Below are 24,619 nucleotides of genomic sequence, written 5' to 3'. Positions count from 1 at the left end.
TTTTCCTTTTCCTGTGTCTGCGTCCTGCTGACACTATAAATATTACTCACACAGGCGATTTCGGCAAGGTAGGTGAGAAGGATTACTCTGGTGTAAATATTAAGAGAGTATCTTAAGTTATTGATATTTATTCATATTATTGCGTTTCTGTAATGAATTCTTATGCAAAGAAACTAGATTAACTTACACTTTTGTGAGAGATCTCGCACAAAGCAATTTGCTATTTTCCTAGTCAAAAACTGACATCAAATCGAAAAAAATGGCCACTACTTTTAATTATTAGTAGTGGCCATGTATTTAATACACTGTGAGCGTATTACCGTCGGTTGTTAGCTTACTTCAGAAGCGAGATCAGATTTACCTTCGGCTTTCGTACCACCTTTGGCTGCTTCTTCATTGCGCTTTTTAATTTCTTTCCAAAGATCAGCGTTCTTTATACCAAGCTTCTCTGGATCAAATATTGGGTTTAGTCCCGCTTTTTTCTGGGCTTCATAATCCTTAAGGCAAGCCAGAGCAGGTTTTTGCAGGATAAGTATTGCAACAATGTTTAGCCAAGCCATAAGGCCTACACCAACATCCCCTAAGCCCCATGCAACACCTGCGCTATGGACTGTACCGTATGCCACTGACACAAGGAACAGCACTTTCATGACCATGGTTAACCACGGACGGTGAGTTGTGCGGTTGATATAGGCGATATTGGAATCTGCCATATAGTAGTAAGCCAGCATCGTTGTGAATGAGAAGAACAACAGTGCCAGTGCAACAAAGCTCGCTCCAAAACCAGGCAGGGCAGATTCAACGGCTGCCTGAGTAAAACCAGGGCCAGCGCTTATTCCAGCTAATCCTTCTACTAACATTGTTCCATCGGTGCCATGCACGTTGTAGCTGTTAGTCGCTAACAACATAAATGCGGTTGCAGTACAAACAAATAGGGTGTCGATATAAACAGAGAAAGCCTGCACATAACCCTGCTTAGCCGGATGCGATACCTCAGCGGCGGCCGCAGGGTGTGGACCTGTACCTTGACCAGCTTCGTTTGAGTATACACCACGCTTAACGCCCCACTGGATTGCCATACCGATCATCGCGCCAAAGCCAGCATCGAAACCGAAAGCGCTCTTGATGATTAGGGCGATCATATCTGGAATCATCGAAGCGTTCATAGCAACGATAAAGACGGCAATCAGAATGTATGCCAGCGCCATAAAAGGAACAACGATTTCAGCAAATGCAGCGATTCGTCTTACGCCACCAAAGATGATAAAGCCAAGCCCAACGACAATGATTGCTGCTGTGATTTCAGGAGCAACTCCCCAGGCGTTTTCCATCCCAGAAGCGATACTGTTTGCCTGTACACCAGGAAGAAACAGGCCTGTAGCAACGGCTGTCGCTAAAGCAAAGATCCAGGCATACCACTTTTGTCCCATCGCTTTTTCTATGTAGTAAGCGGGACCACCACGATATTGTCCGCTCTCATCTTTTTCTTTATAGATCTGGCCGAGAGTAGACTCGATATACGCTGTTGATGCACCCAGGAATGCGACCATCCACATCCAGAAAACGGCACCCGGACCGCCAAAAGCAATGGCTGTTGCAACACCAGCGATGTTACCTGTACCCACTCGGCCAGAAAGCGACATTGCAAGTGCCTGGAATGAGGAGATACCCGAAGGTGACTTCTCACCTTTGAACATCAGGTTTAGCATTTCTTTAAAGCCACGGACTTGCATAAAACGGGTTCGAATAGAAAAGTAAAGTCCGGCACCTAAGCACAAGTAAATCAGAGCGGGGCTCCAGATTATACTATTTAAAAAATCAATAATTGCTGCCATATTGTTACGCCTTGATTGATAGTTTGTTATTTCAGTTTTGATGTTTAAAACATTGCAAATATGACGCCATTACGAGCGTTTGAATGTATATTCTTTGGTTTTATGCTTGAAAGGTAATTAATTTCACCTATATTTAAATTCTATGTTTTCAGTAGAATATTCTGCTAAATCTGCATTGTGTGATATTTAGCCGATGCACTATTTTGGGGCGTGTGTGCACTTTTGCACCGTGTGCGCTCTACAACTAGTTCTGATTATATGCTCTCTCGTGTGGGGAAGAAGCTACGAGTTAGTTCCGGTGATTGGTACTTGCCTAGCTTGATTTGAATCAATCAATTTGCTAATTGTTCAAGTGGTTGATTTTTGGAAGCAATATCACTATTGATTTGAAAGTAATAGTATATACACTCTCGTGTATATAAATATCGAATACTGTAGGTATTAACTTGAAACACTCACTGTCCAGAAGTTACGTTTTTAGAAAAATTACACCTTTATTTTGTGCTGTCATAGTAATGGGAATAATGGGTTGCGGTGAGGAACTTGTCCCTTTTGAGGGTGACTATAGTAATCAGAAGTTCACGTACTTTCTCTCCTTTAAAAATAGTGAAGTAACGATAAGCACGCCGGAGGGCAGTATCACCAAGCCATTTACTCAAAATAAAGATAATTTAGAAGTGCTTTATTGGGATCCCCTAGGTGAGGATACCAAACTGTATTTCGTTCAAGATGAGCTTAAGATGCGGTTGAGCTGTAATGAGTGTGCGAAATACAACCTACCGTCTAAGTGGGAGTTAGATGTGATGGGAATAGGCCGCGACAGATACAGCAAAAACTAGGCGCAATCGGGCAGAACTTGTATGGATTCTACGCTATTTAGCCGCGAATCTGATACTAAGCTTTGGGGGCGATGAAGCATAGCGTTTATCGTCCCTAATATGTTTCTCAGTGTCGCCTACGCCACCACTTATAAACCTCTTCTACCACCAATAAGCTTGACGCAATAAGCAGTAGTTCCATCGCCTGTGCCCATGACACTGGCTGAATTTCTAATACAGTGCTTAATCCGGGCACGTGCAGGGATGCTATGTGAATCAGCAGCGCACCGGGTACGGCGAGCATCAGGAATGGATTAGCATTGATTGGTTGTGAAAACAGTGAACGGGTTTCAGAGCGGGCATTTAATGCGCGGATGTTGCCAAAAAGCACCATCAATAACAAGGTCAGGTTTCTGGCACTTTCTACCGATTCGCCAGACTCTAGCGCTAAATAGTAGTTCACAAACGCCAGACCTCCCATCACCATTCCGGATAGCAGTACATGCTCAACCAGCTTTCTGTCGAATACAGGTTCGGCGGGATCGCGTGGCTTACAGGTGAGTTCATCGCCCTCTTTAGGTTCAAAGGCTAGTGCTACGTCTTGCAGTCCGTTGGCAATAAGGTTTAGCCATAAAAGTTGTACCGCTATCATCGGCATTGGCAAGCCAGCGAGCACCGTCAGGAAGAAAAGCAAGATAGCGGAAAAGCCAGTTGCGATGAGCAGAGCTATCACCTTGCGGATATTGTTGTAGACCACGCGACCTTGCTCGATGCCTGCAACAATTGAAGCAAAGTTATCGTCGGTGATAATCAGGTCAGCGGTCTCTTTGGCAACATCGGTTCCTCGTTTTCCCATCGCAATACCAGTATTGGCCCGGCGCATTGCTGGTGCGTCGTTGATCCCATCTCCGGTAACCGCAACAAAGTGATTCTGGCGCATAAAGCTATCCACAATCTGTTCTTTTTGCTGAGGTTCAATACGGGCAAACACCCTGGCGTTGCGTATCAAGGCGTCGGCTTGCGAAGCTCCGGTTTTATATGCCTTATGCAGCATCGGTCCGGTGACTACTTTGGCATCTTCGTCACACAGTTCCAGTTCTATAGCGATAGATTTAGCGGTTGATGGATGGTCTCCGGTAATCATGGCGACTTCGATACCGGCGGTGCGACATGAAGAGATCGCTGAATGCGCTTCGCTACGTACCGGATCGATCATCGCAACCATACCCAGAAAACACATCTCTTCAAGCTGGTGGTGACCTTCTACGACGACTTCCCTTTTTGCCAGAGCGATCAGCCGATAGCCCTGACTTGCCAGTTGCTCAAACTGGTTTTCGATAAGGGCTTTGTCAATCTCTACCGGGCCGTCGGGTGTTGCCATCTGATGACACATGGACAGCATTTTTTCTGGGCTTCCTTTTGCGTAGAGCCAATGAGTATCACCGTCTGAATTTACGCTTCCGCAATAGGCTTTTTCCGGCTCATAGGGGATCAATTCTAGCTGGAACTGCTGTTTGCGCAGTTCGGAAATAGAGAGCCCGACTTTCTTAGCAAGAACCAGAAAAGCAATATCGACGATATCACCATCGGATACCCATTCGCCTCCGGCATAATCAAGATGGCTTTCGTTAGCCAGAACACCGGCTATACATAGCTCTTGTAGCTGAGTCATCTCATTATGACCACGAATTTCACCTCCCGGTGCAACCCCTTCACCGGAAATACTAAAGTTTTTTCCATCTGGCAATACTGCCTTGCGGATAGTAAGCTCATTCACCGTTAGCGTACCGGTTTTATCGGAGCAGATGAATGTGCAGGAGCCGAGAGCTTCTACAGCAACCAGCTTACGGATAATGACGTTGTTTTTTGCCATACGTCTCATACCATTAGCCAGTGCAACGGTCAGCGCCACCGGCAATCCTTCAGGAATAACCGACACGGCCAGGCCAATGGTCATCAGTACAATGGCCTCGGCGTTGTAACCACCTTTCAGCAACATCATGACAGTCAAAGCCAGAATAGCGACAAATATTCCGCCAGCCACCTGATAGGTGAAGTTTTTGATGCGAATCATCAGTGGCGGTTCGGAGGTTCGTTCACGAGTGACGTGGCTGGCAATCTTCCCGATCTCTGTGTCGGTGGCTGTAGCGGTTACCATTGCCTGAGCACGGCCGTGCGTTACGATACTGCTGGCGAAACATTGATTCAATCGTTCAGGAAGCGGTGCATCTTCTGCAACCTCTGCAAGTGCATTTTTGCTGACTGCCAGAGACTCGCCTGTAAGCAGGGATTCATCGAGAGCAAGATTGTGGCTGCTGAGCAGCCGGACATCGGCAGGGACTTTATCGCCAGACGAGAGCAAAACCAGATCACCGGGAACCACTTCTTCTACATCTATGGTCATTCCAAGTCCGTCGCGCACAACATGGGTTTCACCTTTTACCATATTTCTTAGTGCGGCGGCTGAGCGTTGAGCCGAGTATTCCTGAATGGTGCCAATCACGGCATTTAAGAAAAGAACCGCCAGAATAAAGATTGCGCCTGAATATTCACGCAGGAAAAATGAAACCACTGCAGCGATAAGCAGGATATAGATAAAAGGGCTCAGGAACTGGCGTAATAGAATCTGTATGGGGCCAGCCATAGGTGGTTCCGGCAGCCGGTTAGGACCGTATTCTTTTAACCTTTTTTCCGCTTCTACCTGGGTTAATCCGGTGTATTGCTCTGCATCAGAAGCAGATGATTCCATATGTTTGTTTAACGAATCGGACGCCATATCCATAACTTCCTTTCCCACAAAAACAGCTTGCTCCCTTTTGTAATAATAGAAGTTGTTTTCTTCGACCCGGCGTAAATCACAGTCTTGTTTTTAATAAGATAAATCGATTTTTGAGTACCGGGGATTGCTCGTTGTTGCATGTCTTATACTGATAAATAGAACCTCTGTTTATATTTAACCGGAGTATCTTTTTATGAACTCTGATACGGATAACAGGAGAAGACCGAGCAAGCTTTGGCTGGCGCGGCAGAACTTTAGTTTGCTGTTCGAGGCGTTGGGCTCTCTGGGCTACAAAATTATTGCGCCAGTTATCCGCAATGGCGCAATCTTGTTTGATTCAGTTACGTCCCCGGGCGAATTGGCATGCGGGGTTAGAGAGAGACAGGCTCCCGGCAAATATTCACTTGATTCAGATTCTTCGGGGCACTTTTTTAGCTGGAATACCGGCCTACAGGGATTGAAGCCATTGCTTTTTAAACCTGAGCAGACGTTGTGGTCCTGTCGTGCTGAAGATTCTGGATTGTCATTTCATCAAGCACCGTTAGGTGCTGAAAAAATCGCGGTTATTGGCGTTAGAGCATGTGACCTTGCGGCGCTGGCATTGCAGGATAAACACTTTCTGTTTGGTCCATACCAGGATGAGTTTTATAAAGCGCAGCGAGAGAAGTTATTACTAGTAGCGGTCAATTGTAGTGCTAGCGGCGAGCAATGTTTTTGTGTTTCTACAGGAACGGGGCCGGAAGCAAAATTTTATTATGACCTTGTTCTGGATGAACTGGATGACGGCTTTTTGTTAGAGCAGGGCAGTGATAAAGGGCTGGCGGTACTCGATGCGCTCTCGCTAGAGCCTGCATCAGCAGAGCGATGTGCAATGGCTAAAGTACAGGTCAATGCAGCTGCAAAAAATCAGAACAAACAGATGCCGGATGAACGGAAATTGCAGCAACTCACGGAGCTGCTGGCAGACAGGCACTGGGAATCTATCGCTGAGCGGTGTCTCTCCTGTGGTAACTGTACTCTGGTATGTCCGACTTGTTTCTGTAGTAAGCAGGAATCAAAGCGCCATCTTTTTCCGGACGCTGAAGGTGGTGTGATCTCGGAGCAGGTCCGTTTGTGGGATTCTTGTTTCAGCGTTGAGCATTCACATATCTTTGGCAAGAACTTCCGGCCAACCATTTCATCTCGTTACCGGCAGTGGGTGACTCATAAACTGGCGAACTGGCAAAGTCAGTATGGACGCTCAGGCTGTGTTGGATGTGGCCGTTGTATCACCTGGTGTCCAGCTGCTATTGATTTAGTAGAAGAGGTACAGGATCTGCTAAAACAACTTCCTGATAGCGAGCATGAGAAAGCTGGTGGTGGTAAGGAGCAACATTATGAGTGATATGGTTCCTGTTCCTGCGACGCTGATTGCTAAGACCGAAGAAGTCGCAGATATAGTCACACTGTCTCTGCGCCTTGAAGGCGTTACACATTTTCCGTTTCAGTTTGGTCAGTTCAATATGCTTTCGGTGCCCGGAGTAGGTGAAGTGGCTATCTCAATAATGGGCTGGAAGGACAACTGTTTGCTGCATACGGTGCGTTCGGTAGGTCGGGTCACTCAAATTCTGACCAGTATTAAACTGGGACAGCAAATTGGTGTCAGGGGGCCCTTTGGCAAAGGGTGGCCTCTGGACTCAGCTATCGGTAAGGATTTGATTTTTATCACTGCGGGTCTGGGATGCGCGCCAGCGGTCGCTGCGATCAGTTATGCGGTGGAGCACAGGCAAAACTACAAGGATATTGTGATTTTGCAGGGAGTGAAACATCATCAGGATCTGCTTTGGCAGGATCAATACCAAACTTGGCGTGACAGAGATAACTGTCAGGTATTACTAGCTGCCAGTGAAGAGCAAAGAGACAAGAAGAAACGACATTGGCGCTTTGGCGTGGTTACCGAATTTATCAAAGAAGCCGTGTTTGACCGTCAGCATTGCGTAGTAATGATGTGTGGTCCGGAAATTATGATGAAGGCTGCAATACGAGATCTGGCCGAAATTGGCGTGAGCGATGAATCACTCTATCTCAGTATGGAGCGTAATTTTCAGTGTGGTCAGGGGTTCTGCGGTCATTGTCAGATTGGCCCTTTTTATGTCTGTAAAGATGGTCCTGTATTCCACTTTCCTCAGATCAAACCCTGGTTTGGTAAGGAAGGTTTCTGATGTCAAAGCTAACGATTTCCATTCATAAATTTACCTCGTGTTCCGGCTGCCAGCTGGGGTTTGTCAATTTGGGTGAGGCGTTGCTGACACTGCTGGATTACATTGAAATTACTCATTTTGTTGAAGGTGGTATCTACTGCCCGGATTGCACCACCGATATTGCATTTGTCGAGGGCAGTATTACGACTAAAGAAGACATTGAACGTCTGAAGTTAGTCAGGGATAACAGCCAGATTCTGGTTACGATCGGGGCTTGTGCGACCTCCGGTGGTGTTCAGGCTTTGCGAAATCTGACCCAGGTTTATGGCGAAGTATCTGCGGTAAAGCAGCAGGTTTATGCTTCACCACAGTTTATCGAGGCGCTTGGGCGCTCCGAGCCAGTTGCTAAGTTCGTTAAGGTGGATTATGAAATCTGGGGATGTCCGGTTTCTGGGGAGCAGGTTTTAGGCTTTCTGTCGCAAATACTTACCTTTTTCCGGTATAACCGGGGCGGGAATATAGCTCCTGAAAAAGAGAAGCTATGCCTGGAATGTAAACGTCGCGGTAACGTCTGTGTTTTGATAACAAAACAGTCTCCATGTCTCGGCGCTGTAACCAGAACGGGGTGTGGCGCGATTTGTCCTTCCTACGGTAAAGCCTGCTATAGCTGCTACGGCCCGTCAGAGCAGCCAAACTGTCGTGGCCTTGCTAATCGGCTACAGGGAATCGGCCTGCTTGAAAAAGAGATCGTTGACCGATTTGCTCAGTTTCATAGCAATGGCAGCGAGTTTAATCAGGAGATTGAGTACTGGCTGAATCAGGGACAAGAGGGAGGTCAGCATGAGCAGAACTCTTAAGATTAAGGTGCCGTTTATCACTCGGCTAGAGGGAGAAGCATCGCTTGAGTTGAACGCGAAAGGTGACCAGATAGAAACCCTGTTGCTCAGAATTGTTGAGCCACCACGATTTTTTGAACAGCTGCTGGTGGGTAAGAGTTATCTGGATGCACCTGCTTTGAGCGCCAGAATATGCGGTATCTGCCCGATGGCGTACGAACTGACCTCTATTCTGGCATTTGAAAAACTGTTCGACGCAGATATCCCGCAACCTATCACTCAGCTACGTCGTGTAATGAACCTTGCCGAATGGATTCAGAGTCACTCTTTGCATATCCACTTTCTCGCCCTGCCTGATTTCCTTGGATTCGGAAATGGACTGGGGATGGGCAAAGCACATCCCGAAGTATTTACCCGCGGCGTTAGAATTCAGGGATTCGGCAATCAGATAATGTCCTTGCTTGGCGGCCGAAGCGTTCATCCGATTGGCCTGAGAGTCGGCGGTTTTGAAGCTTTACCTGACCAAAAGCAGTTGACTGAGTTAAGTCAAAAGGCAACGGAAACACGCCTGCTGGCAGAACAACTGGTCTGCTATTGTTCTGCGCTTAACCGCCCTGATTATACAGATAGCTTTAACTATGTGAGCCTGAAATCCAACCATGAGTACCCGATAAACAGTGGCTGGATAGCCTCGGCATCGGATATGAATATAGAGGCAGAAGAGTATCAGGACTACTTTAGCGAACATCAGGAACCTCACTCCACGGCGCTCTACTCCACGTTAAATGGTCAGGAGTATTTGGTGGGGCCACTGGCTCGCTTTAATAATAACTATCGCCATCTGGACAGTGTGACGCTGAATCTGGCAAAGCAGGCTGGTATAGAGGGCGAATGCCTGAACATGTTTGACAGCATTCTTATCCGCGCTTTGGAAATTCACTATGCCTGTTATGAAATAGAGCGGATATTGAGTGGGTTAGAACTGCCGGAGCAACCGTATGTTGAAGTGACGCCCAGAGCAGGTAGTTGCTGCTACGCAACTGAAGCGCCACGCGGACTTATCTATCATGGTTATCATCTGGATGAAGAAGGGCGAATCCAGTCGTGTACCATTATTCCACCAACCAGCCAGAATCAGGCCCGGATAGAAAAAGATCTTAAGTCCTCTGTCGAGCAGTTCGGATTAAATCATAGTGACCAGGAACTCACGACATTTTGTGAGCAGGTGATTCGCAATTACGATCCCTGCATTTCCTGTTCGACTCATTTCTTAAAATTAAAGGTAAACAGGAAGTAGAGGGCGGGTGAAAAACAGCTATCCCGGAAATTGCCTAAGCGCTATTTTTCAGGCAATTACCCGGGATCTAACGTTGCTGATTAACGATCAGCCTCCAAATCCATCACTAGTTCTGTCATCGCGATAACACTATCCGGGTTAAGTGAGATAGAGCTGATGCCCTGCTCAACCAGCCAGCGAGTAATATCCGGGAAGTCAGACGGTGCCTGTCCACAGATACCGACATACTTATCCGCCTTCTGACATGCTTCAATCGCCATTTTCAGCATACGGGTTACCGCTTCATGGCGTTCATCGTATTGGGTTAGTAAACCGGAATCCCGGTCTACCCCAAGTGTCAGTTGAGTCAGGTCGTTTGAACCGATAGAGAAACCATCGCAGTGTTCAAGGAAGCGTTCTGCCAGAATAACATTGGATGGAATTTCGCACATGGTATACAGCTTGAGTCCGTTTTCCCCCCTGATAACGCCGTGTTTGGCCATTAACTCCTGAACTGATAACAGGTCTTCCGGAGTTCGTACAAATGGCAGCATCACAGCTAGGTTTGTCAATCCCTGAACTTCGCGAACATACTTAACAGCTGCGCACTCAAGAGCAAAGCAGTCGGCGAAGCTGGAATCGAAGTAACGTCCGGTACCACGGAAGCCTATCATTGGGTTTTCTTCATCCGGTTCGTAGGCAGCACCGCCCAGTAATGAACGGTATTCGTTAGATTTGAAGTCACTGAAACGGATAATGACCTGTTTTGGATAGAAGGCAGCACAGATTGCGCCGATACCCTCAGCCAGTCGATCCACATAGTACTGAGTAGGAGAAGGATATCCGGATATTTTCTCAGATAACTTCTGCTTCAGCTCGCCTTCCTGAGCATCAAATTCTATCAAGGCTTGTGGGTGAGTGCCTATCATGTTGTTGATTATAAACTCAAGCCGAGCAAGGCCAATACCGTCATTTGGTAGTTGGGCAAATTCAAATGCCATATGCGGATCGGCCACATTCAGCATCATCTTAGTTTCAGGCCGCTTACTGAAATCAATCTGATGTTCTGTAACCTCAAATGGTAGCAATCCCGAATAGACGAATCCTGCATCACCTTCGGCGCAACAGACGGTAATTTCGTCACCAGATTTGATTTTTTCAGTCGCATCAGCGGTACCCACCACCGCAGGAATGCCAAGTTCTCGGGCGATTATTGCAGCATGGCAAACTCGTCCGCCTCGGTTGGTAACGATGGCAGACGCTTTTTTCATGATAGGCTCCCAGTCGGGATCGGTAATATCGGATACCAGTACGTCACCCGGTTGCAACTTATCCATTTCTGATTTGTTGGCAATAATAGTGGCTTTACCAGATGCGATTTTCTTACCGACACTTTTACCTTTAACAATAGGTTTAATGCCGTCTTTGTTATCAAGTTTAAAGTTTGCGATAACGTTTTTGGATTGTTGTGAGTGAACCGTTTCCGGGCGAGCCTGAAGAATAAACAACTGGCCTGTCTGACCGTCTTTGGCCCATTCAATATCCATTGGCATATCCCGGCCAGCTTTTTCTGAGTAGTGTTGCTCAATAAGCATACCTGTTCCGGCAAGCGCCAGTACATCGTCATCAGAGATAGAGAACTGTCCGCGATCCTGCTCATCAACAGGAATGTTCATGGTGGTGGTGTGTTTGATATCTTCGTTCTGATACACCATTTTTATCGTTTTTTCACCCAGATGGCGTTTAACGATAGGACGGAACTGTTCCCGCAGTAGTGGTTTAAACACAAAGAACTCATCCGGTGACACGGCACCCTGAACAATATTTTCGCCAAGGCCATATGCGGAATTGATCAATACCAGATCCCGGAAGCCAGATTCGGTATCCAGAGTGAACATCACCCCCGCAGCGCCTAAGTCTGAGCGAACCATCTTCTGCACGCCGACAGAAAGGGCGACCTGACGGTGTTCAAACCCCTGATCGATGCGGTAGCTAATAGCACGATCGGTAAACAGAGAAGCCAACACTTTTTTACTGTAAGAAAGCAGTTCATCGATGCCAGTAACATTCAGATAGGTTTCCTGCTGTCCGGCAAACGAAGCGTTAGGCAGATCTTCCGCTGTAGCACTGCTGCGCACGGCTACATCTGTATTTTCGCCATATTCCTTTTCAAGGACAGCGTAAGCATCGGCGATTTGTTTTTTCATCTCTGGAGTAAAGTCACCGTTAAGAATTAACTGACGTACACGTGCCGCAACACTTTGAAGGGCATCAAGGTCAGTTTTATCCAGATTATCTAACAGTGGGTAGATTTTATCTTCCAGCTGGTTGTAGCGAAGGTATTCCCGGTATGCATCAGCGGTTAAGGCAAATCCATTTGGTAGTTGAATTGGGCTGGATTCCAGCAGTGCAGAAAGCTCACCCAGAGAGGCATTTTTGCCGCCGACCAGAGGGACATCGTCGATAGTCAGCTGATTAAACCAGTATATATATTGGTAGTTATCCATAATCTCTTCCTTAAAGTGGATATCACTATTTTCTAAAGGATTATCGAGTACTTCCGGTAATCAACGTTGCTTGGTACATCTACTTTAATTGTAGATTTGGCAGGAGTTACAGGCAGGTTAAAGAGAGATTTTTTTAGGGTTTTATCAATAGAGAGAAATGTGAAAGCGTGCTGAATAAAAAGCTTCTTACCTGTGTAAGAAGCTCTATATGTCTAGGCGTTTATTTGATTAAACGAACAACCAATGACCCCGGAGCGCGAACCGACTCAATATTGTGGCTTAAGACGGTACCTGATTCCGGAGCAAGGTAACGGTGAATTTCATCGCCAAATCCATCATGTTGAATAGCCAGTAAGTCACCTTCGTTTACCACATCCAAAAGATTCACCTGAGGTAATACGAAACCACCAACTTCCGCACGAATACTGATGGTTTTATTTCCTTCTAAGCAACTTACCTGAGCCTCAGGGCTTTCATCGATAACGTTGTGGTGTTTTAGAATATTGAAGATACCAGCGACCGCTCTGTCAATAAGATCTTGCTGAGTGTAACGTCCCATACCTATCTCGACGGTAATACATGGAATGGCATTTTTGTTAAATACGGTTTCCAGAACGCCACTATCACCAGGATCATTTAAGATAACGTCTGGATTCATCAGGCGTGCCATTTGCAAACACTGTTCTATTCGGTAATCAGCGAATACATAGAGTGGGTATGTTGTGCCACTGGTTTGAGTGTGCAAATCAATGACAAAGTCTGCATTAGGCTTGAGAAGGTTACCCCAAAGTGAGTGCAGGTATCGGTCTGTTTCGTTCCCCGACGCTTTGCCCGGAAAGTAGCGATTCAGGTTGGATGGCGAAGTATCCGGATCGGCCGGGAAGAAGTCACGGCTGTGATGAAGCATTCCGGTAGGGTTGATCCCCGGAACAATGGTTACGGTTCCTGCAAGCTCTTTCCCAACCAGATCGCGAGCCACTTTTTGAGCTGTCAGAATGCCGTTGTACTCGTCTCCGTGAACGCCAGCGGTAACCAGTATTTTTTTACCTGGCTTTGTGCCCTTGAAAACCATCACAGGCAAATGGTCCCACTGCGAAATAGCGTTGGTTGCAATGCGAAACCATAGTTTGTGTTCCCCTGGAGCTAAATCATCCACGTCAAGAGATTGGATAGTGTTATAACCCTGAATTACATCATCAAGAACTTGTGTTGCCATAAACTGTTCACTCCAAAGCGTTGTATGAGTTGTAAGTACATCTGTCTGGTAAATAAGAAAAGGTGAGAATCTATCCCACCTTTTTTCAAATTATTAAGTTAGCTAGGCGAATCCCATCATATGAGCCGCAATAACAACAATGCTCGATAGAGTAACCAGCAATAGGATAAATCGCCAACAGAACTTCGCCCAGTCTCCCCAATCTATGCGACACACTCCAAGCGTTGCCATCAAGGATGCCGAAGTAGGTACGATTACGTTGGTAAAACCATCGCCCAGCTGGAATGCTAAAACTGCAACCTGACGGGTTACACCTGCAATATCGGCGAGTGGTGACAACAGAGGCATTGTCAAAGCTGCCTGACCTGAGCCAGAAGTCACAAAGAAGTTAAAGATTGACTGGAACGCATACATCAACCAGGCTGCCACAACATCTGGCACACCGCTGATAAATCCACCAGCACTGTTAAGAATGGTGTTCAGAACGCTGGCTTCATCTGTGGTGCCGCCACCAAGTATCAGCATTACGCCTTTGGCGCAGCCTACAAGCAGAGCAGGAGCCAGCATGACACTTGCACCTTCTTTGAATGCGTCAGCTGCATCATTTAGTGTCATGCCATTTAAGCGGAATATCGCACCCAGAATGGCAACAACAAAACCCATAGTAAAGAATTGAGAAGCGATTTCCGGAATATACCATGCGTGTGCAACAACACCCCAAACCACCCAGATGGTTGTGGCTAGAACGGTAAGAATTACGAGTGTGTCGCCAAGGTTCCAGCGAGAGTCGTGATTATCCAGCTCTTTTTGACGAAAGTGATCATCGGTTTTGTAGCTGTAGGAAAGTTTTGGATTTGCTTTGACACGTGCAGCATAAAGCATGGTAAATGCGATACCTATCAGGGTAAATCCAAGCCACAAAGCCATACGAACAGTCATACCAGACAGTACAGGTATACCAGCAATGCCCTGTGCGATAGCGACTGAGAACGGGTTCATCCAGGAAGTAGCAAAACCTATTTGAGTAGCAACATAAGTGACCATCACGGTTGTGATGCCATCATAACCAAGACGTACCATCAATGGAGCGATAATGATAGCAAAGGCAACCGCTTCTTCGCCCATACCAAATACGGCACCACCCAAAGAGAACAAGAAAAACAGAGCAGGAATAAATAAAGATTCGTTACCTTTGGTTTTATCAATCAAACGTAAGATGCCGTTATCGATGGTTCCTGTGCGCATTACCACACCAAATGCGCCACCGATAACCAACATAAACATGATAACGCCGATAGCGCTGCCCCATTTGGAGCCGGATACCAGGCCTTCGAAAGGGAAGTTCATCAAACCAATACCGCCACCAGAGGCGAAAAGCCCAACGCTGTTATAGACTAATTTGCCGTTTTCATCCGTTGCATACGAAAAAGAGTTGGGATCGATAACCGTACGTGTTTTCTCAGCGCCATCAACCATATAAGTGACTTGTTGACTATCGAAGTGTCCGGCCGGGACAAAGTAGGTAACTGCGGCGGCAAGGATACCAATAATAAAGATTAAAATTAGGGTATCAGGCATTTGCCAGGATTGTTTCTCTGTAGCCGAATTTATTGGCTGAGAGTCTGCGTATAACATAAAGTATTCCGGTTAAAAAAGTTAACTGGAATAAAATATCTTTAAAACAGCATAAAATGTCAAATATAACCGATATATTGATACTAATTATTTAGAATTAATCATGTGTTGGTATATTAATCGATCTTAACTAATCATCTGAGTGATAATTCACTGTGCGTTATCGACTGTGTTAACGTCTTCACTCTGACCTTCCGTTTCTTGTTGTGCTGCTTCTAATTCCATTTTTTCACGCTCTGCTTTCGAAATGTATTTCGGCTTGTTGCTTTTGTGTAACTTAGCATTTCGCTTCTTCTGTTTGTTTTTTAAGATCTGGTTGATTTTCTTTTTTCTGTTCATTGGAATCTACTCTGGGCGACAAGGGAAGGGAGGATACCAGCTTCTTTCCGTTTGGCAAACTCAGATCCGTTGCTATGGATATCTGTAAAACTATTGACACTATCGGGCAGACTTCCGGTAACAATCTTTCTCACCTCGAGAATATTGCAAAAAAAGCCAATAAAATCGAACAGCAATCTGACAACCTGATGTCCCTAGGTAAGAGCTTCGGCTAAGATTTGGCCGGGCTTCATCATTCGCCCGTCGATTACATATGATAACGTTTCCAAAATTACCTCATCCATGCCATTCCCTTTATAAATAATGCTCTACCACCATATATAAGTAGCAGTTATAGGCGTGTGTAACCGTTTACACTGGCATGTGTGCGCAAACATTACTTGTAGGGGTGTAACAAAGTATCTTTTTGCGTACAAGTGTGAGAGTGTTCGCATTAACTAGCATTTTTGCCAATTAATGGGTTAGGAAAGGGGTAATTTAGGTGACTAGGATCACATCCCTGTTGTTATGTTTCGGTGTTGCTGGTGTAAACGTTTCCAAATGAGATCTGATTCACGGAATGTTAAGCTGAGTTGTACGAGTATGCTGACCACTTAGTAAGTATTACTCTAATTATAAGGTAGAAACATTTATGTCCGATTCGGCAATCACCCTTAAAACCAAACTTTCATATGGCCTTGGGGCATTAGGTAAAGATTTTGCCTGTGCGCCTATTTATATTTTCCTTATGTTCTATTTCACGGATGTTGCCGGTTTACCAGCAGCATTCGTTGGTACCATCTTCCTTGCTGCTCGTATTATCGACGCAATTACTGACCCGATGATGGGCATGATTGTAGATAACACCCGCTCTAAATTTGGTAAATTCCGCCCGTGGATTGTTATCGGTACTATCCTGAACGCGGTTGTTCTTGTGGCACTTTTCAGTACCCATATGTTTGAGGGCACGGCGCTTTATGTTTACGCGGCTGCGGCATATATTCTGTGGGGTTTAACTTACACCATTATGGATATTCCATACTGGTCAATGATTCCTGCACTGTCTGACTCTCGTCAGGAGCGTGAGAAACTGGTTGTATGGCCTCGTCTATTCGCAAGCCTTGCATGGTTTGTTACTGGTACTTACGGCCTGCATATCGTAGGTGAGCTAGGCAATGGCGATCAAGGTCAGGGTTTCTTCAACGTTGCTATGCTAATTGCTGTTCTGTTCGTAATGAGTGCATTCCTTATCGCTCGTAACGTAAAAGAAAAAGCGGCTCCGGCTCCAACAACTGAAAAATTCAATATTAAAGATGTGCTTGCAATCATCGGTCAGAACGACCAGCTAAAAGCTCTGATTGGTACCGTTCTTTCTTTCCAGATTGCTAACATGCTGGTGGGTGGTTTCGCAATTTACTACTTCACTTACGCATTGGGTAACGCTGAACTGTTCCCTGTATACATGATGGTTGCGGGTGCGGCTGAAGTTGCTGGTGTATTCCTGTTCCCTCACATCGCAGGTCGCCTGCCTCGTAAGCACCTATGGATGATCGCTTGTGGCTTCCCAATTGTTTCTTGCCTGATCCTTGTATTCATGGGTATGGCGGCTCCGGGTAACGCACTACTAATCGGTCTTTCTGGTGCAGCAATCAAGTTTGGTGTGGGTATTGCGAATGCGCTTCAGACAGTAATGCTTGCAGACGTAGTTGACTACGGTGAGCACAAAACAGGTCGTCGTAGTGAGAGTGTTATCTTCTCTATTCAGACAATGCTGGTTAAATTTGCAGGTGCGGCTGGTGGTTTCATCACAGGTGTTGGTCTGTCGGCTATCGGTTATGTACCAAACGTTGAACAGTCAGAAAGCACTATCTTTGGCCTTCAGGTGATGATGCTGGTAATCCCAGCGGTAATGATGACCATCAGTGGCATTATCTATAAACGCTTCTACCGCCTACACGAAGGCTTCAAGAAAGAAGACGTTGCACAAGAAGAATCACTGGAAGCTGTTAAGGCTTAATAAAAATTGATGTTGTTCTGACTCCATAATTGCCTGTCGGTTATGGAGTCATTTTGTTTAGTAGAGCTGTTTTTGGTAGTAAAGATGAGAACATTCGAAGATATTATTCGTGCGAGAGACTGGGAAAACCATCAGGTAATTAGCGCAAACAAGCTGACTCCTCACTCGCCACTAAATGCATATGCAAATGAGAAAGAAGCACTGACGGATAAGGGCTCAAAACACAAGATGTCATTGAATGGTGAATGGAAGTTTTCACTGTTTAATAAACCGGAAGATGTGCCAGCAGAGGCTATCGAAAGCGCGTTTGACGATGGTAGCTGGGAGAGCATTAAGGTTCCGGCAAACTGGCAAATGCAAGGGTATGACAAGGCGATTTATACCAACATCAAATACCCGTTTGATGATAAGCCACCGTTTGTTCCTTCTGAAAATCCAACCGGCTGTTACCGCACGACATTTAAGTTAGGTCGTGGCTGGGAAGCACGCAGTACAAGAATCGTGTTTGACGGTGTTAACTCTGCGATGCACCTATGGTGTAACGGCCATTGGGTAGGGTATTCTCAGGACAGCCGCCTTCCCGCAGAGTTTGACCTGTCGCCATATCTTCAAAGTGGTGAAAACCAGTTAATGGTAATGGTGATGCGCTGGTCTGACGGCTCCTATCTTGAAGATCAGGATATGTGGTGGCTGAGTGGCATTTTCCGCGATGTGACTCTAATTAGTAAGCCGGATGTATGCCTTGAAGACATCACTATCGAAACTGATCTGGACAAAACCTACCGGGATGCAACATTAAAACTTCGTACTCGCCTGAGTACAAAAACCACTTCGCATAAAGTGGTTGTAAAGCTATTTGATTCAGAGAAGAAGGTGGTTGGCGATAAGTCGGGCTACCTTAGCCAATGCGGTGAAAAAGTTATTGATGAAAAAGGCACATGGGAAGACATCTGTTTCCATGAAATCGACGTAAAAGAGCCACAAAAGTGGAGTGCTGAATCGCCTAACCTGTATCACTGTGTGGTTTCTCTTCTGGATGAAGATGACAACCTTGTCGATTGCGAGTCATACAGAATCGGTTTCCGCAGTGTAGAAATTACCGATGGCCTGCTTAAAGTAAACGGTCAGGCTGTACTGATTCGTGGTGTTAACCGTCACGAGCATCACCCGGAAGACGGGCATGCAGTAAGCATTGAAAGCATGCGTGAAGACGTATTGTTGCTTAAACAAAACAACTTCAACGCTGTTCGAACAGCTCACTATCCAAACCATCCGGCATTTTACGAACTGTGTGATGAATATGGCCTCTATGTAGTTGATGAAGCGAATATCGAGACTCATGGCCAGTTCCCGATGAGCCGTTTGTCGAACGATTCACAATGGATGGATGCATACATGCAGCGCATGATTGGAATGGTTGAGCGCGATAAGAACCACGCCTCGATCATTATCTGGTCACTGGGTAACGAGTCAGGTATCGGCTTTAATCATCACGCTATGTACCAATGGACGAAACAGCGCGACCCTAGCCGTCCGGTACAATATGAAGGTGGCGGTTCCGATACCGCAGCGACAGATATTATTTGTCCTATGTATGCTCGTGTCGATCAGGATCAGCCATTTGAAGCTGTGCCTAAATGGGCAATTAAAGGCTGGATCACTCGCCCGGGAGAAAACCGTCCTCTTATTCTGTGTGAATATTCCCATGCAATGGGCAACAGCTCTGGCAGTTTCAATAAGTACTGGGATACATTTCGTCAATATCCAAGGCTACAAGGTGGCTTTATTTGGGATTGGGTTGATCAGGGCTTAAGCAAAACTGATGAAGAAGGTAACCATTATTGGGGTTACGGTGGCGATTTCGGTGATGAAATTAACGACCGCCAGTTCTGTATTAATGGCTTGTTATTCCCGGACCGCACACCGCACCCATCACTGTTTGAGGTGAAAAAAGCGCAGCAGTTCTATCAGTTCGAGCTGGCAACAGAAGAAGCGCTGGCGATTAAGGTAACCAGTGAACATCTATTCACAACCAGCGATTATGAAACTCTGAAGTGGCAGGTGTGTGAAGAGGGTGAAGTGTTGCTTGATGGTGAACTTGAACTCGATATTGCCCCTCAAACGACATCGTTGCTTAAGCTGGCAGACAATATGCCAGAAGTGAGCAACGGCAAAGAGGCTTACCTGAATATCGAAATTGTATTGAACCGCGACGTTGCATGGGCAGCAAAAGGCCATGTAACTACAGAAGAACAGTTATCTCTTGCTGGTTCACTGTCTCTTAATGATGTGACGGAAAAGCAGCCCGAAGAAAAACCAGTGGTAGAAGAAAGCGAGCAATACATCCATGTTTCAATGGCTGATAGCAAGCTTACCTTTGATAAAGCTAGTGGTTCGGTATCTGAGTGGACGAATCAGGGTGAAGCCGTTCTGCTAAGACCAATGCGCGATAATTTTTATCGAGCACCGTTGGACAACGACATCGGTACCAGTGAAGCAGATTTTGTTGATCCAAACTCTTGGATTAGTAAGTGGGGCAGAGCAGGCCTTGATGTGCTAATGCGAGAGTGCCAGTCTGTTGAAGTAGAAGAGACGAGTCATAGCGTCGTTATTAAGGCTCAACACCACCATATTGCGAACGGAGAGGTGGTACTAATCTCTAACCGTTGTTACCAGATTACAGGTGACGGTAAAGTGAGCATTAATGTTTCTGTTGATGTCGCTGAAGGTCTGCCTTCATTACCGCGAGTAGGTACAGAGTTTGCGCTTCCGGTTCCTGCTTCAGAAGTTCAATGGTACGGAAGAGGTCCTCACGAGAACTACCCAGATCGCAAAACATCCGCTCATGTGAATGAGTATTCGTTGCCATATGAGGAGATGCACACTAACTACATCTTCCCGACAGATAATGGCCTGCGCTGTGATGTGAAGCGCGTTCAGATTGGTCGTGTTCTGGTAGAAGGTAACTTTAACTTCTCTGTAAGTCGCTATAGTCAGTCTAATCTTACTGAAGCAAAACACACCAATGAGCTGCGAGCGGACAATTGCCTGTATGTTCGCCTTGATGGTTTCTCTATGGGGATAGGTGGTGATGACTCATGGAGTCCGAGTGTGCATAGCGAGTTTCTTCTTGAAGCCTCACGTTATGAGTACGCTTATAGTGTTTCGATTACTGACAAATAAACTCTTACCCAATTTGCTCCGTGTTATTTGAGTAGATCACGCGGAGCTAAAAAATAAGTGAAAACAATATGGAACAAAAAGTACTTACCCTGAAAGGGACTGATACTGAAGTTGTGTTGAAAATCGCGGACTGTACTGAAATTCTTTACTGGGGAGAGGCTTTTGAAAGTCACTCAGAGAACGAAGAACAAACCCTTTCCAGAGCGATTCCTTATGGCCGTCTGGATACTGATATCCCTATGACGCTAAGCCCTGAGCTGGGTCGGGGTCTGTTTAGCAGCCCGGCACTGGAAGGGCACAGAAATGGTCAGCACTGGGCTCCGGTTTTTGTTAATCAGTCAGTAGAGCAGGAAGGTGACCTTCTGACGATTGAAGCGACGGACGCACAAGCGGGTCTGAAGCTGATAAGTGAGCTTAGTCTGGATAAAAATGATGTCGTTAAGGTTCGTCATACCCTGAAAAATGAAATGTCCGGCCCTTACTCTGTGAATCGTCTGGCAAGTACACTTCCCCTGCCAGAGCGGGCAAAAGAACTCCTGACTTATTATGGTCGCTGGGTGAATGAGTTTCAGCAGACGCGTACACTGTTAACTCAGGGCGGTTATCAGCAGGAAAACCGTCGTGGCCGTACTTCACATGAGCACTATCCAGCATTCATTGCTGGCACAAAAGGCTTCGATGAACTGCATGGTGAGAGCTGGGGCTTCCATCTGGCGTGGAGTGGAAACCATCGCATGCGTGTAGATGTAAAAGCGGATGGTCGTAGGTTTATGCAGGCAGAAGCACTATACCTTCCAGGCGAAATTGTTCTGGAGCAAGGTGAGAGCATCTCAACGCCTTGGCTGTATGCGACATACAGTGAAAACGGTCTGAACCAGATGAGTCATCACTTCCATCAACATGTGAGAGACAGCATCCTGGGTGACAGAATGGCTGATAAGCCAAGACCGGTTCACCTGAATACCTGGGAGGGCATCTACTTCGAGCACGATCCTGCCTACATTATGGATATGGCAACTCAGTCGGCCGAAATGGGTGTAGAGCGCTTTATTATCGACGATGGTTGGTTCCGAAACCGAAATGGTGATAAAGCAGCTTTAGGGGATTGGTATCTTGATGAAGGCAAATACCCAGAAGGTCTGGACAAGATCGTTGAGCATGTAAATGATTCTGGAATGGAGTTTGGTCTTTGGTTTGAACCAGAGATGATCAACAAAGACTCTGACCTGTATCGCGCTCATCCGGAATGGCTGTTAGCCGTGGATGGTTATGAGCAGCCAACTGGTCGCAACCAGTACGCGATTAACCTTCAAATAGATGAAGCTTTTGATTATTTGTTTGAGCGTCTGGATCATTTCCTTAGTGCCTACAATATTGCTTACATCAAATGGGATATGAACCGTGAGATAGTGCAGCCGGGTCACAACGGTTTTGCATCCGGGCACCGCCAAATCGAAAGGTACTACGAGTTGGTGGATAAGCTAATGGCTAAGCACCCGCAAGTAGAAATCGAGTCTTGCGCTGCTGGTGGCGGTCGAATCGATTACGAAGTGTTGAAGCGTACCATGAGATTCTGGGCATCGGACAACAACGATGCGTTAGAGCGTCAACAAATCCAGCGTGGTATGAGTTACTTTTTCCCGCCAGAAGTCATGGGCTGTCATATCGGTGCTAGACACTGTCACAGTACACGCCGTACTCACGACATCAATTTCCGTGGCCTGACGGCGCTGTTCGGACATATGGGTATCGAGCTTGACCCGGTAAAAGAGTCTGAACATGAGAAAGGGGGCTTCGTTAAGTACATTGAACTGCATAAACAACTGCGCCCATTATTACATAGTGGAAAAGGTGTAAGGTTTGAAACCGATGATGAAGCTCATCTGGCCTACGGTGTGATTGGTACTGATCAGCAAGAGGCTGTCATTATGATTGCTCAGCTTGCGATGCCAACTAACTCTCTAAGTAGTACATTGCGGATACCTGGGTTATTAGCTGGTGCTCATTACAAGATTACACTGTTGGATAGTCCGGAAAACTTTAACGATATTGTTAACAGGCAGCCATTATGGACGGAACAACCAGTGATATGCTCTGGTGACTGGTTAGCTAAGGCTGGGATAGCGGTTCCGGTTCTGGATCCTGAAACCGCAGTGTTGATCAAGCTGGAAAAAATAAGCTAAGTAATAGTTCTCAACAAAGCAGTTTCTCAAATCATAAAATGTAACAGGTCGGGCATTGGTTCCGGCCTGTTTTTTTATTGGATTTGCTTATTCTGTGCTATCTTTACCGCCACCGTAAGAAGCGCTTAACATGAATATCGTGGAGTATTAGATGTTGTTAGAGCAAGCACTAGAAGTAATTGAATATACCGATTCAGACCACTACGCAGAGGCTATCGATGTATTTAATAGGAATCATCTTGTTAATGGAAACATGCTTCCTTTTCTGGACGTGATTTTTGATATTGCACCAGTTCAACTGTGTCAGCAGCTAAAAAGCGTTGGTTTTAACGGCGAAGTTGCTATTTCGAAAGCGACTAGTGGTAGTTACGTTGTATATAACGCTCAACAGATTACCGAGCAAGAAGCCGTTGATAAGGTTAGTCTGTAATCCAGCAGGCTATCAACTCATCTATGCGTTCCTGGTGGTGGGATTCAACGCCCGCCACTCTCGAATAAACCGGATTATCCCTGTCATTCTTTAGCGGATGATGCCAGCCTTGGGTATGTTCCACAAAGTGGCGTGCAAAGGTATCTGAAATCTCTAAACATCCAGCCAGAACCGTATCAACATAGCTCATTACAATTGGAGAGTTAGTGCAAGGAGCATTGGCCTCTTCAACGATATAAATCCATACCGGCCCTTGTGGTTCATACCTATCTAGACATTCAATTTGCTCTGAACGCAACTCAACTCTATGGTAACCCGCCTCACGAATATCAAACTCTTTAAGCGCCATATCATCCACTTCAAGCAGCACTCCGTTAACTTCGCCATCACCACGAACCACCGCTACAGGCGAAGCCTTATAAGTGTCATCGATTTTGCTCCAGCTCCTTATCATACCGTGAACAACGGCAGGAACGGATCGACCAGTATGTCCTGTCAGAGTGCGAGAGGCTTCATTCATTAAGCTGCCATAACCAAATATGTACATAACAATCCTATAGAGCTGATTACGCATTTTGAGCGCTAATTAGTCAATAGTGCCATTTATTTTAAGAACTGCAATGGTGGATAGAGGTATGTTAAGAGGAGTTTGACAATAAGGGTTTGATAACAATAGGTAAATATTTACATATTTATAACAATAGTTGATGATTTTGAGTGTTTTATTGGTGCTAAAAATAGAAAGGGCGCTTAACGCGCCCATTTCCTATCTGCTATCTAGTTCCTTGGCTTAGATAACTGAAATCGCTGCAAGAAGGGAAACGATAGCTAAACCAACGATTCTGAACGCTAGTGGCGCTTCGCTAAATTCTTTTACGTCTTTTCTGCTCCAGTTGTAAAGTGCAGATTTTACTTCTTTGCGTGTTGCCATATGACTCTCCCCATGTAATCTCAATGTCTAGTGGAAACATATACATGGTATATACAATGTAATTTGAAAGCAATACATTTATTGAAATAAAAGTGAAATATAAGTGAAATATTAATGCTAGGGTAAATTCATGGAGGAAAGATCACATTTCACTCCATGAATTTATCTATATCCAATTGAAAACTGCTTAAAATTTGGTCAGTTAATGATGGGAGTCGGCTGGGTTAACAGAGAAATTAGATTCTCGATAAACGTCTGCAAACGTCTTTTGCTTCTGTTTTTTACGAGCAGATTTGCTGTAATGGGGTTGATGACCCTGGATCGCTTGTTCGTGAGCTCTGGCCGATTGTATAAATTCTGGGTCAGACAGGGCCTGCTTACGTAACTTGTTTATCTGCTCAAGTCTTTCAGTCAGCGATAACATATGTACCTCCTTTCTGCTTACCAATTAATACTGGCTATGTATACAGTATGG

At 45.7% G+C, this 24,619-nt stretch carries 18 protein-coding genes and 1 pseudogene; 10 read left to right on the top strand and 9 right to left on the bottom strand.

Annotated features, from left to right (window positions below; all coding sequences use genetic code 11):
* Window positions 1-329: 329 nt before the first annotated feature.
* Window positions 330-1,835 carry an alanine/glycine:cation symporter family protein gene (locus P7F88_RS21710; protein ID WP_277828201.1) on the bottom strand — a complete coding sequence of 502 codons (1,506 nt, stop codon included), beginning with the start codon at window positions 1,833-1,835 and terminating at the stop codon, window positions 330-332.
* Window positions 1,836-2,281: 446 nt separating this feature from the next.
* Here P7F88_RS21710 and P7F88_RS21705 point away from each other — a divergent pair, with 446 nt between their 5' ends.
* Complete coding sequence (locus P7F88_RS21705; RefSeq protein WP_277828199.1) at window positions 2,282-2,674, top strand: hypothetical protein; 393 nt, start codon at window positions 2,282-2,284, stop codon at window positions 2,672-2,674.
* Window positions 2,675-2,780: 106 nt separating this feature from the next.
* On the opposite strand, the gene P7F88_RS21700 is transcribed toward P7F88_RS21705, so the two are convergent.
* Window positions 2,781-5,435, bottom strand: coding sequence for a cation-translocating P-type ATPase (locus tag P7F88_RS21700; protein WP_277828197.1), 2,655 nt, complete (start codon window positions 5,433-5,435; stop codon window positions 2,781-2,783).
* 190 nt (window positions 5,436-5,625) lie between these two features.
* Between P7F88_RS21700 and P7F88_RS21695 the strand changes: the two genes are divergently transcribed.
* The 4 genes and pseudogenes from P7F88_RS21695 to P7F88_RS21680 all read left to right on the top strand — a co-directional run.
* Complete coding sequence (locus P7F88_RS21695; RefSeq protein WP_277828195.1) at window positions 5,626-6,816, top strand: 4Fe-4S dicluster domain-containing protein; 1,191 nt, start codon at window positions 5,626-5,628, stop codon at window positions 6,814-6,816.
* A complete protein-coding gene (locus P7F88_RS21690; protein WP_277828193.1) occupies window positions 6,809-7,633 on the top strand; it encodes an FAD/NAD(P)-binding protein in 825 nt (274 codons plus the stop codon). The genes P7F88_RS21695 and P7F88_RS21690 overlap by 8 nt, the downstream gene beginning before the upstream one ends.
* A complete protein-coding gene (locus P7F88_RS21685) occupies window positions 7,633-8,469 on the top strand; it encodes an NADH-quinone oxidoreductase subunit B family protein (RefSeq protein WP_277828192.1) in 837 nt (278 codons plus the stop codon). Before P7F88_RS21690 ends, P7F88_RS21685 begins: the two co-directional genes overlap by 1 nt.
* Window positions 8,453-9,655, top strand: a pseudogene (locus P7F88_RS21680) (Ni/Fe hydrogenase subunit alpha); the annotation flags it as partial. The gene P7F88_RS21685 and the pseudogene P7F88_RS21680, both read left to right, overlap by 17 nt.
* A gap of 170 nt (window positions 9,656-9,825) precedes the next feature.
* Here P7F88_RS21680 and ppsA read toward each other — a convergent pair.
* The 4 genes from ppsA to P7F88_RS21660 form a co-directional block, all read right to left on the bottom strand.
* Window positions 9,826-12,231, bottom strand: a complete 2,406-nt coding sequence (gene ppsA, locus P7F88_RS21675; protein WP_277828190.1) for a phosphoenolpyruvate synthase — start codon at window positions 12,229-12,231, stop codon at window positions 9,826-9,828.
* Window positions 12,232-12,451: 220 nt separating this feature from the next.
* Entirely contained in the window at window positions 12,452-13,447 is a 996-nt protein-coding gene (locus tag P7F88_RS21670) for a succinylglutamate desuccinylase/aspartoacylase family protein (RefSeq protein ID WP_277828188.1), read from the bottom strand.
* Window positions 13,448-13,549: 102 nt separating this feature from the next.
* Window positions 13,550-15,025 carry a putative basic amino acid antiporter YfcC gene (gene yfcC, locus P7F88_RS21665; protein WP_422128580.1) on the bottom strand — a complete coding sequence of 492 codons (1,476 nt, stop codon included), beginning with the start codon at window positions 15,023-15,025 and terminating at the stop codon, window positions 13,550-13,552.
* A gap of 207 nt (window positions 15,026-15,232) precedes the next feature.
* Window positions 15,233-15,421, bottom strand: a complete 189-nt coding sequence (locus P7F88_RS21660; RefSeq protein ID WP_277828184.1) for a DUF2986 domain-containing protein — start codon at window positions 15,419-15,421, stop codon at window positions 15,233-15,235.
* Between the two features lie 74 nt (window positions 15,422-15,495).
* Between P7F88_RS21660 and P7F88_RS21655 the strand changes: the two genes are divergently transcribed.
* The 5 genes from P7F88_RS21655 (at window position 15,496) to P7F88_RS21635 (ending at window position 23,213) form a co-directional block, all read left to right on the top strand.
* The gene (locus P7F88_RS21655; RefSeq protein WP_277828182.1) at window positions 15,496-15,636 is read left to right on the top strand and encodes a hypothetical protein; all 141 of its coding nucleotides are present in this window, start codon (window positions 15,496-15,498) and stop codon (window positions 15,634-15,636) included.
* A gap of 416 nt (window positions 15,637-16,052) precedes the next feature.
* Window positions 16,053-17,417, top strand: coding sequence for a melibiose:sodium transporter MelB (melB, locus tag P7F88_RS21650; RefSeq protein WP_277828180.1), 1,365 nt, complete (start codon window positions 16,053-16,055; stop codon window positions 17,415-17,417).
* Window positions 17,418-17,501: 84 nt separating this feature from the next.
* On the top strand, window positions 17,502-20,600 hold the full coding sequence (gene lacZ / locus P7F88_RS21645; RefSeq protein WP_277828179.1) for a beta-galactosidase, LacZ type: 3,099 nt from the start codon (window positions 17,502-17,504) through the stop codon (window positions 20,598-20,600).
* Window positions 20,601-20,668: 68 nt separating this feature from the next.
* Window positions 20,669-22,783: an alpha-galactosidase gene (locus tag P7F88_RS21640; RefSeq protein ID WP_277828177.1), complete on the top strand. Its 2,115-nt coding sequence runs from the start codon at window positions 20,669-20,671 to the stop codon at window positions 22,781-22,783.
* Window positions 22,784-22,934: 151 nt separating this feature from the next.
* Window positions 22,935-23,213 carry a hypothetical protein gene (locus P7F88_RS21635; protein WP_277828175.1) on the top strand — a complete coding sequence of 93 codons (279 nt, stop codon included), beginning with the start codon at window positions 22,935-22,937 and terminating at the stop codon, window positions 23,211-23,213.
* Here P7F88_RS21635 and P7F88_RS21630 read toward each other — a convergent pair.
* The 3 genes from P7F88_RS21630 to P7F88_RS21620 all read right to left on the bottom strand — a co-directional run bounded on the left by P7F88_RS21630 (window position 23,203) and on the right by P7F88_RS21620 (window position 24,568).
* Entirely contained in the window at window positions 23,203-23,760 is a 558-nt protein-coding gene (locus tag P7F88_RS21630; RefSeq protein ID WP_277828173.1) for a gamma-glutamylcyclotransferase family protein, read from the bottom strand. The two genes, P7F88_RS21635 and P7F88_RS21630, sit on opposite strands and share 11 nt — an antisense overlap.
* A gap of 243 nt (window positions 23,761-24,003) precedes the next feature.
* On the bottom strand, window positions 24,004-24,144 hold the full coding sequence (locus tag P7F88_RS21625; protein ID WP_277828171.1) for a hypothetical protein: 141 nt from the start codon (window positions 24,142-24,144) through the stop codon (window positions 24,004-24,006).
* Window positions 24,145-24,346: 202 nt separating this feature from the next.
* Window positions 24,347-24,568, bottom strand: a complete 222-nt coding sequence (locus tag P7F88_RS21620; protein ID WP_277828169.1) for a hypothetical protein — start codon at window positions 24,566-24,568, stop codon at window positions 24,347-24,349.
* Window positions 24,569-24,619 lie beyond the last annotated feature (51 nt).

Source organism: Vibrio hannami (assembly GCF_029589055.1).
Lineage (GTDB): Bacteria > Pseudomonadota > Gammaproteobacteria > Enterobacterales > Vibrionaceae > Vibrio > Vibrio hannami.
Note: the sequence above shows the minus strand (reverse complement) of the source record. Positions and strands in the feature narration are given on the sequence as shown.

Bases quoted from the DNA above. Each gene is read 5' to 3' on its own strand.
- P7F88_RS21710 (WP_277828201.1), bottom strand. From the start codon at position 1,835: ATGGCAGCAATTATTGATTTTTTAAATAGTATAATCTGGAGCCCCGCT.
- P7F88_RS21700 (WP_277828197.1), bottom strand. From the start codon at position 5,435: ATGGATATGGCGTCCGATTCGTTAAACAAACATATGGAATCATCTGCT.
- P7F88_RS21695 (WP_277828195.1), top strand. From the start codon at position 5,626: ATGAACTCTGATACGGATAACAGGAGAAGACCGAGCAAGCTTTGGCTG.
- P7F88_RS21690 (WP_277828193.1), top strand. From the start codon at position 6,809: ATGAGTGATATGGTTCCTGTTCCTGCGACGCTGATTGCTAAGACCGAA.
- P7F88_RS21685 (WP_277828192.1), top strand. From the start codon at position 7,633: ATGTCAAAGCTAACGATTTCCATTCATAAATTTACCTCGTGTTCCGGC.
- ppsA (WP_277828190.1), bottom strand. From the start codon at position 12,231: ATGGATAACTACCAATATATATACTGGTTTAATCAGCTGACTATCGAC.
- P7F88_RS21670 (WP_277828188.1), bottom strand. From the start codon at position 13,447: ATGGCAACACAAGTTCTTGATGATGTAATTCAGGGTTATAACACTATC.
- yfcC (WP_422128580.1), bottom strand. From the start codon at position 15,025: ATGCCTGATACCCTAATTTTAATCTTTATTATTGGTATCCTTGCCGCC.
- P7F88_RS21660 (WP_277828184.1), bottom strand. From the start codon at position 15,421: ATGAACAGAAAAAAGAAAATCAACCAGATCTTAAAAAACAAACAGAAG.
- P7F88_RS21655 (WP_277828182.1), top strand. From the start codon at position 15,496: ATGGATATCTGTAAAACTATTGACACTATCGGGCAGACTTCCGGTAAC.
- melB (WP_277828180.1), top strand. From the start codon at position 16,053: ATGTCCGATTCGGCAATCACCCTTAAAACCAAACTTTCATATGGCCTT.
- lacZ (WP_277828179.1), top strand. From the start codon at position 17,502: ATGAGAACATTCGAAGATATTATTCGTGCGAGAGACTGGGAAAACCAT.
- P7F88_RS21640 (WP_277828177.1), top strand. From the start codon at position 20,669: ATGGAACAAAAAGTACTTACCCTGAAAGGGACTGATACTGAAGTTGTG.
- P7F88_RS21635 (WP_277828175.1), top strand. From the start codon at position 22,935: ATGTTGTTAGAGCAAGCACTAGAAGTAATTGAATATACCGATTCAGAC.
- P7F88_RS21630 (WP_277828173.1), bottom strand. From the start codon at position 23,760: ATGTACATATTTGGTTATGGCAGCTTAATGAATGAAGCCTCTCGCACT.
- P7F88_RS21625 (WP_277828171.1), bottom strand. From the start codon at position 24,144: ATGGCAACACGCAAAGAAGTAAAATCTGCACTTTACAACTGGAGCAGA.
- P7F88_RS21620 (WP_277828169.1), bottom strand. From the start codon at position 24,568: ATGTTATCGCTGACTGAAAGACTTGAGCAGATAAACAAGTTACGTAAG.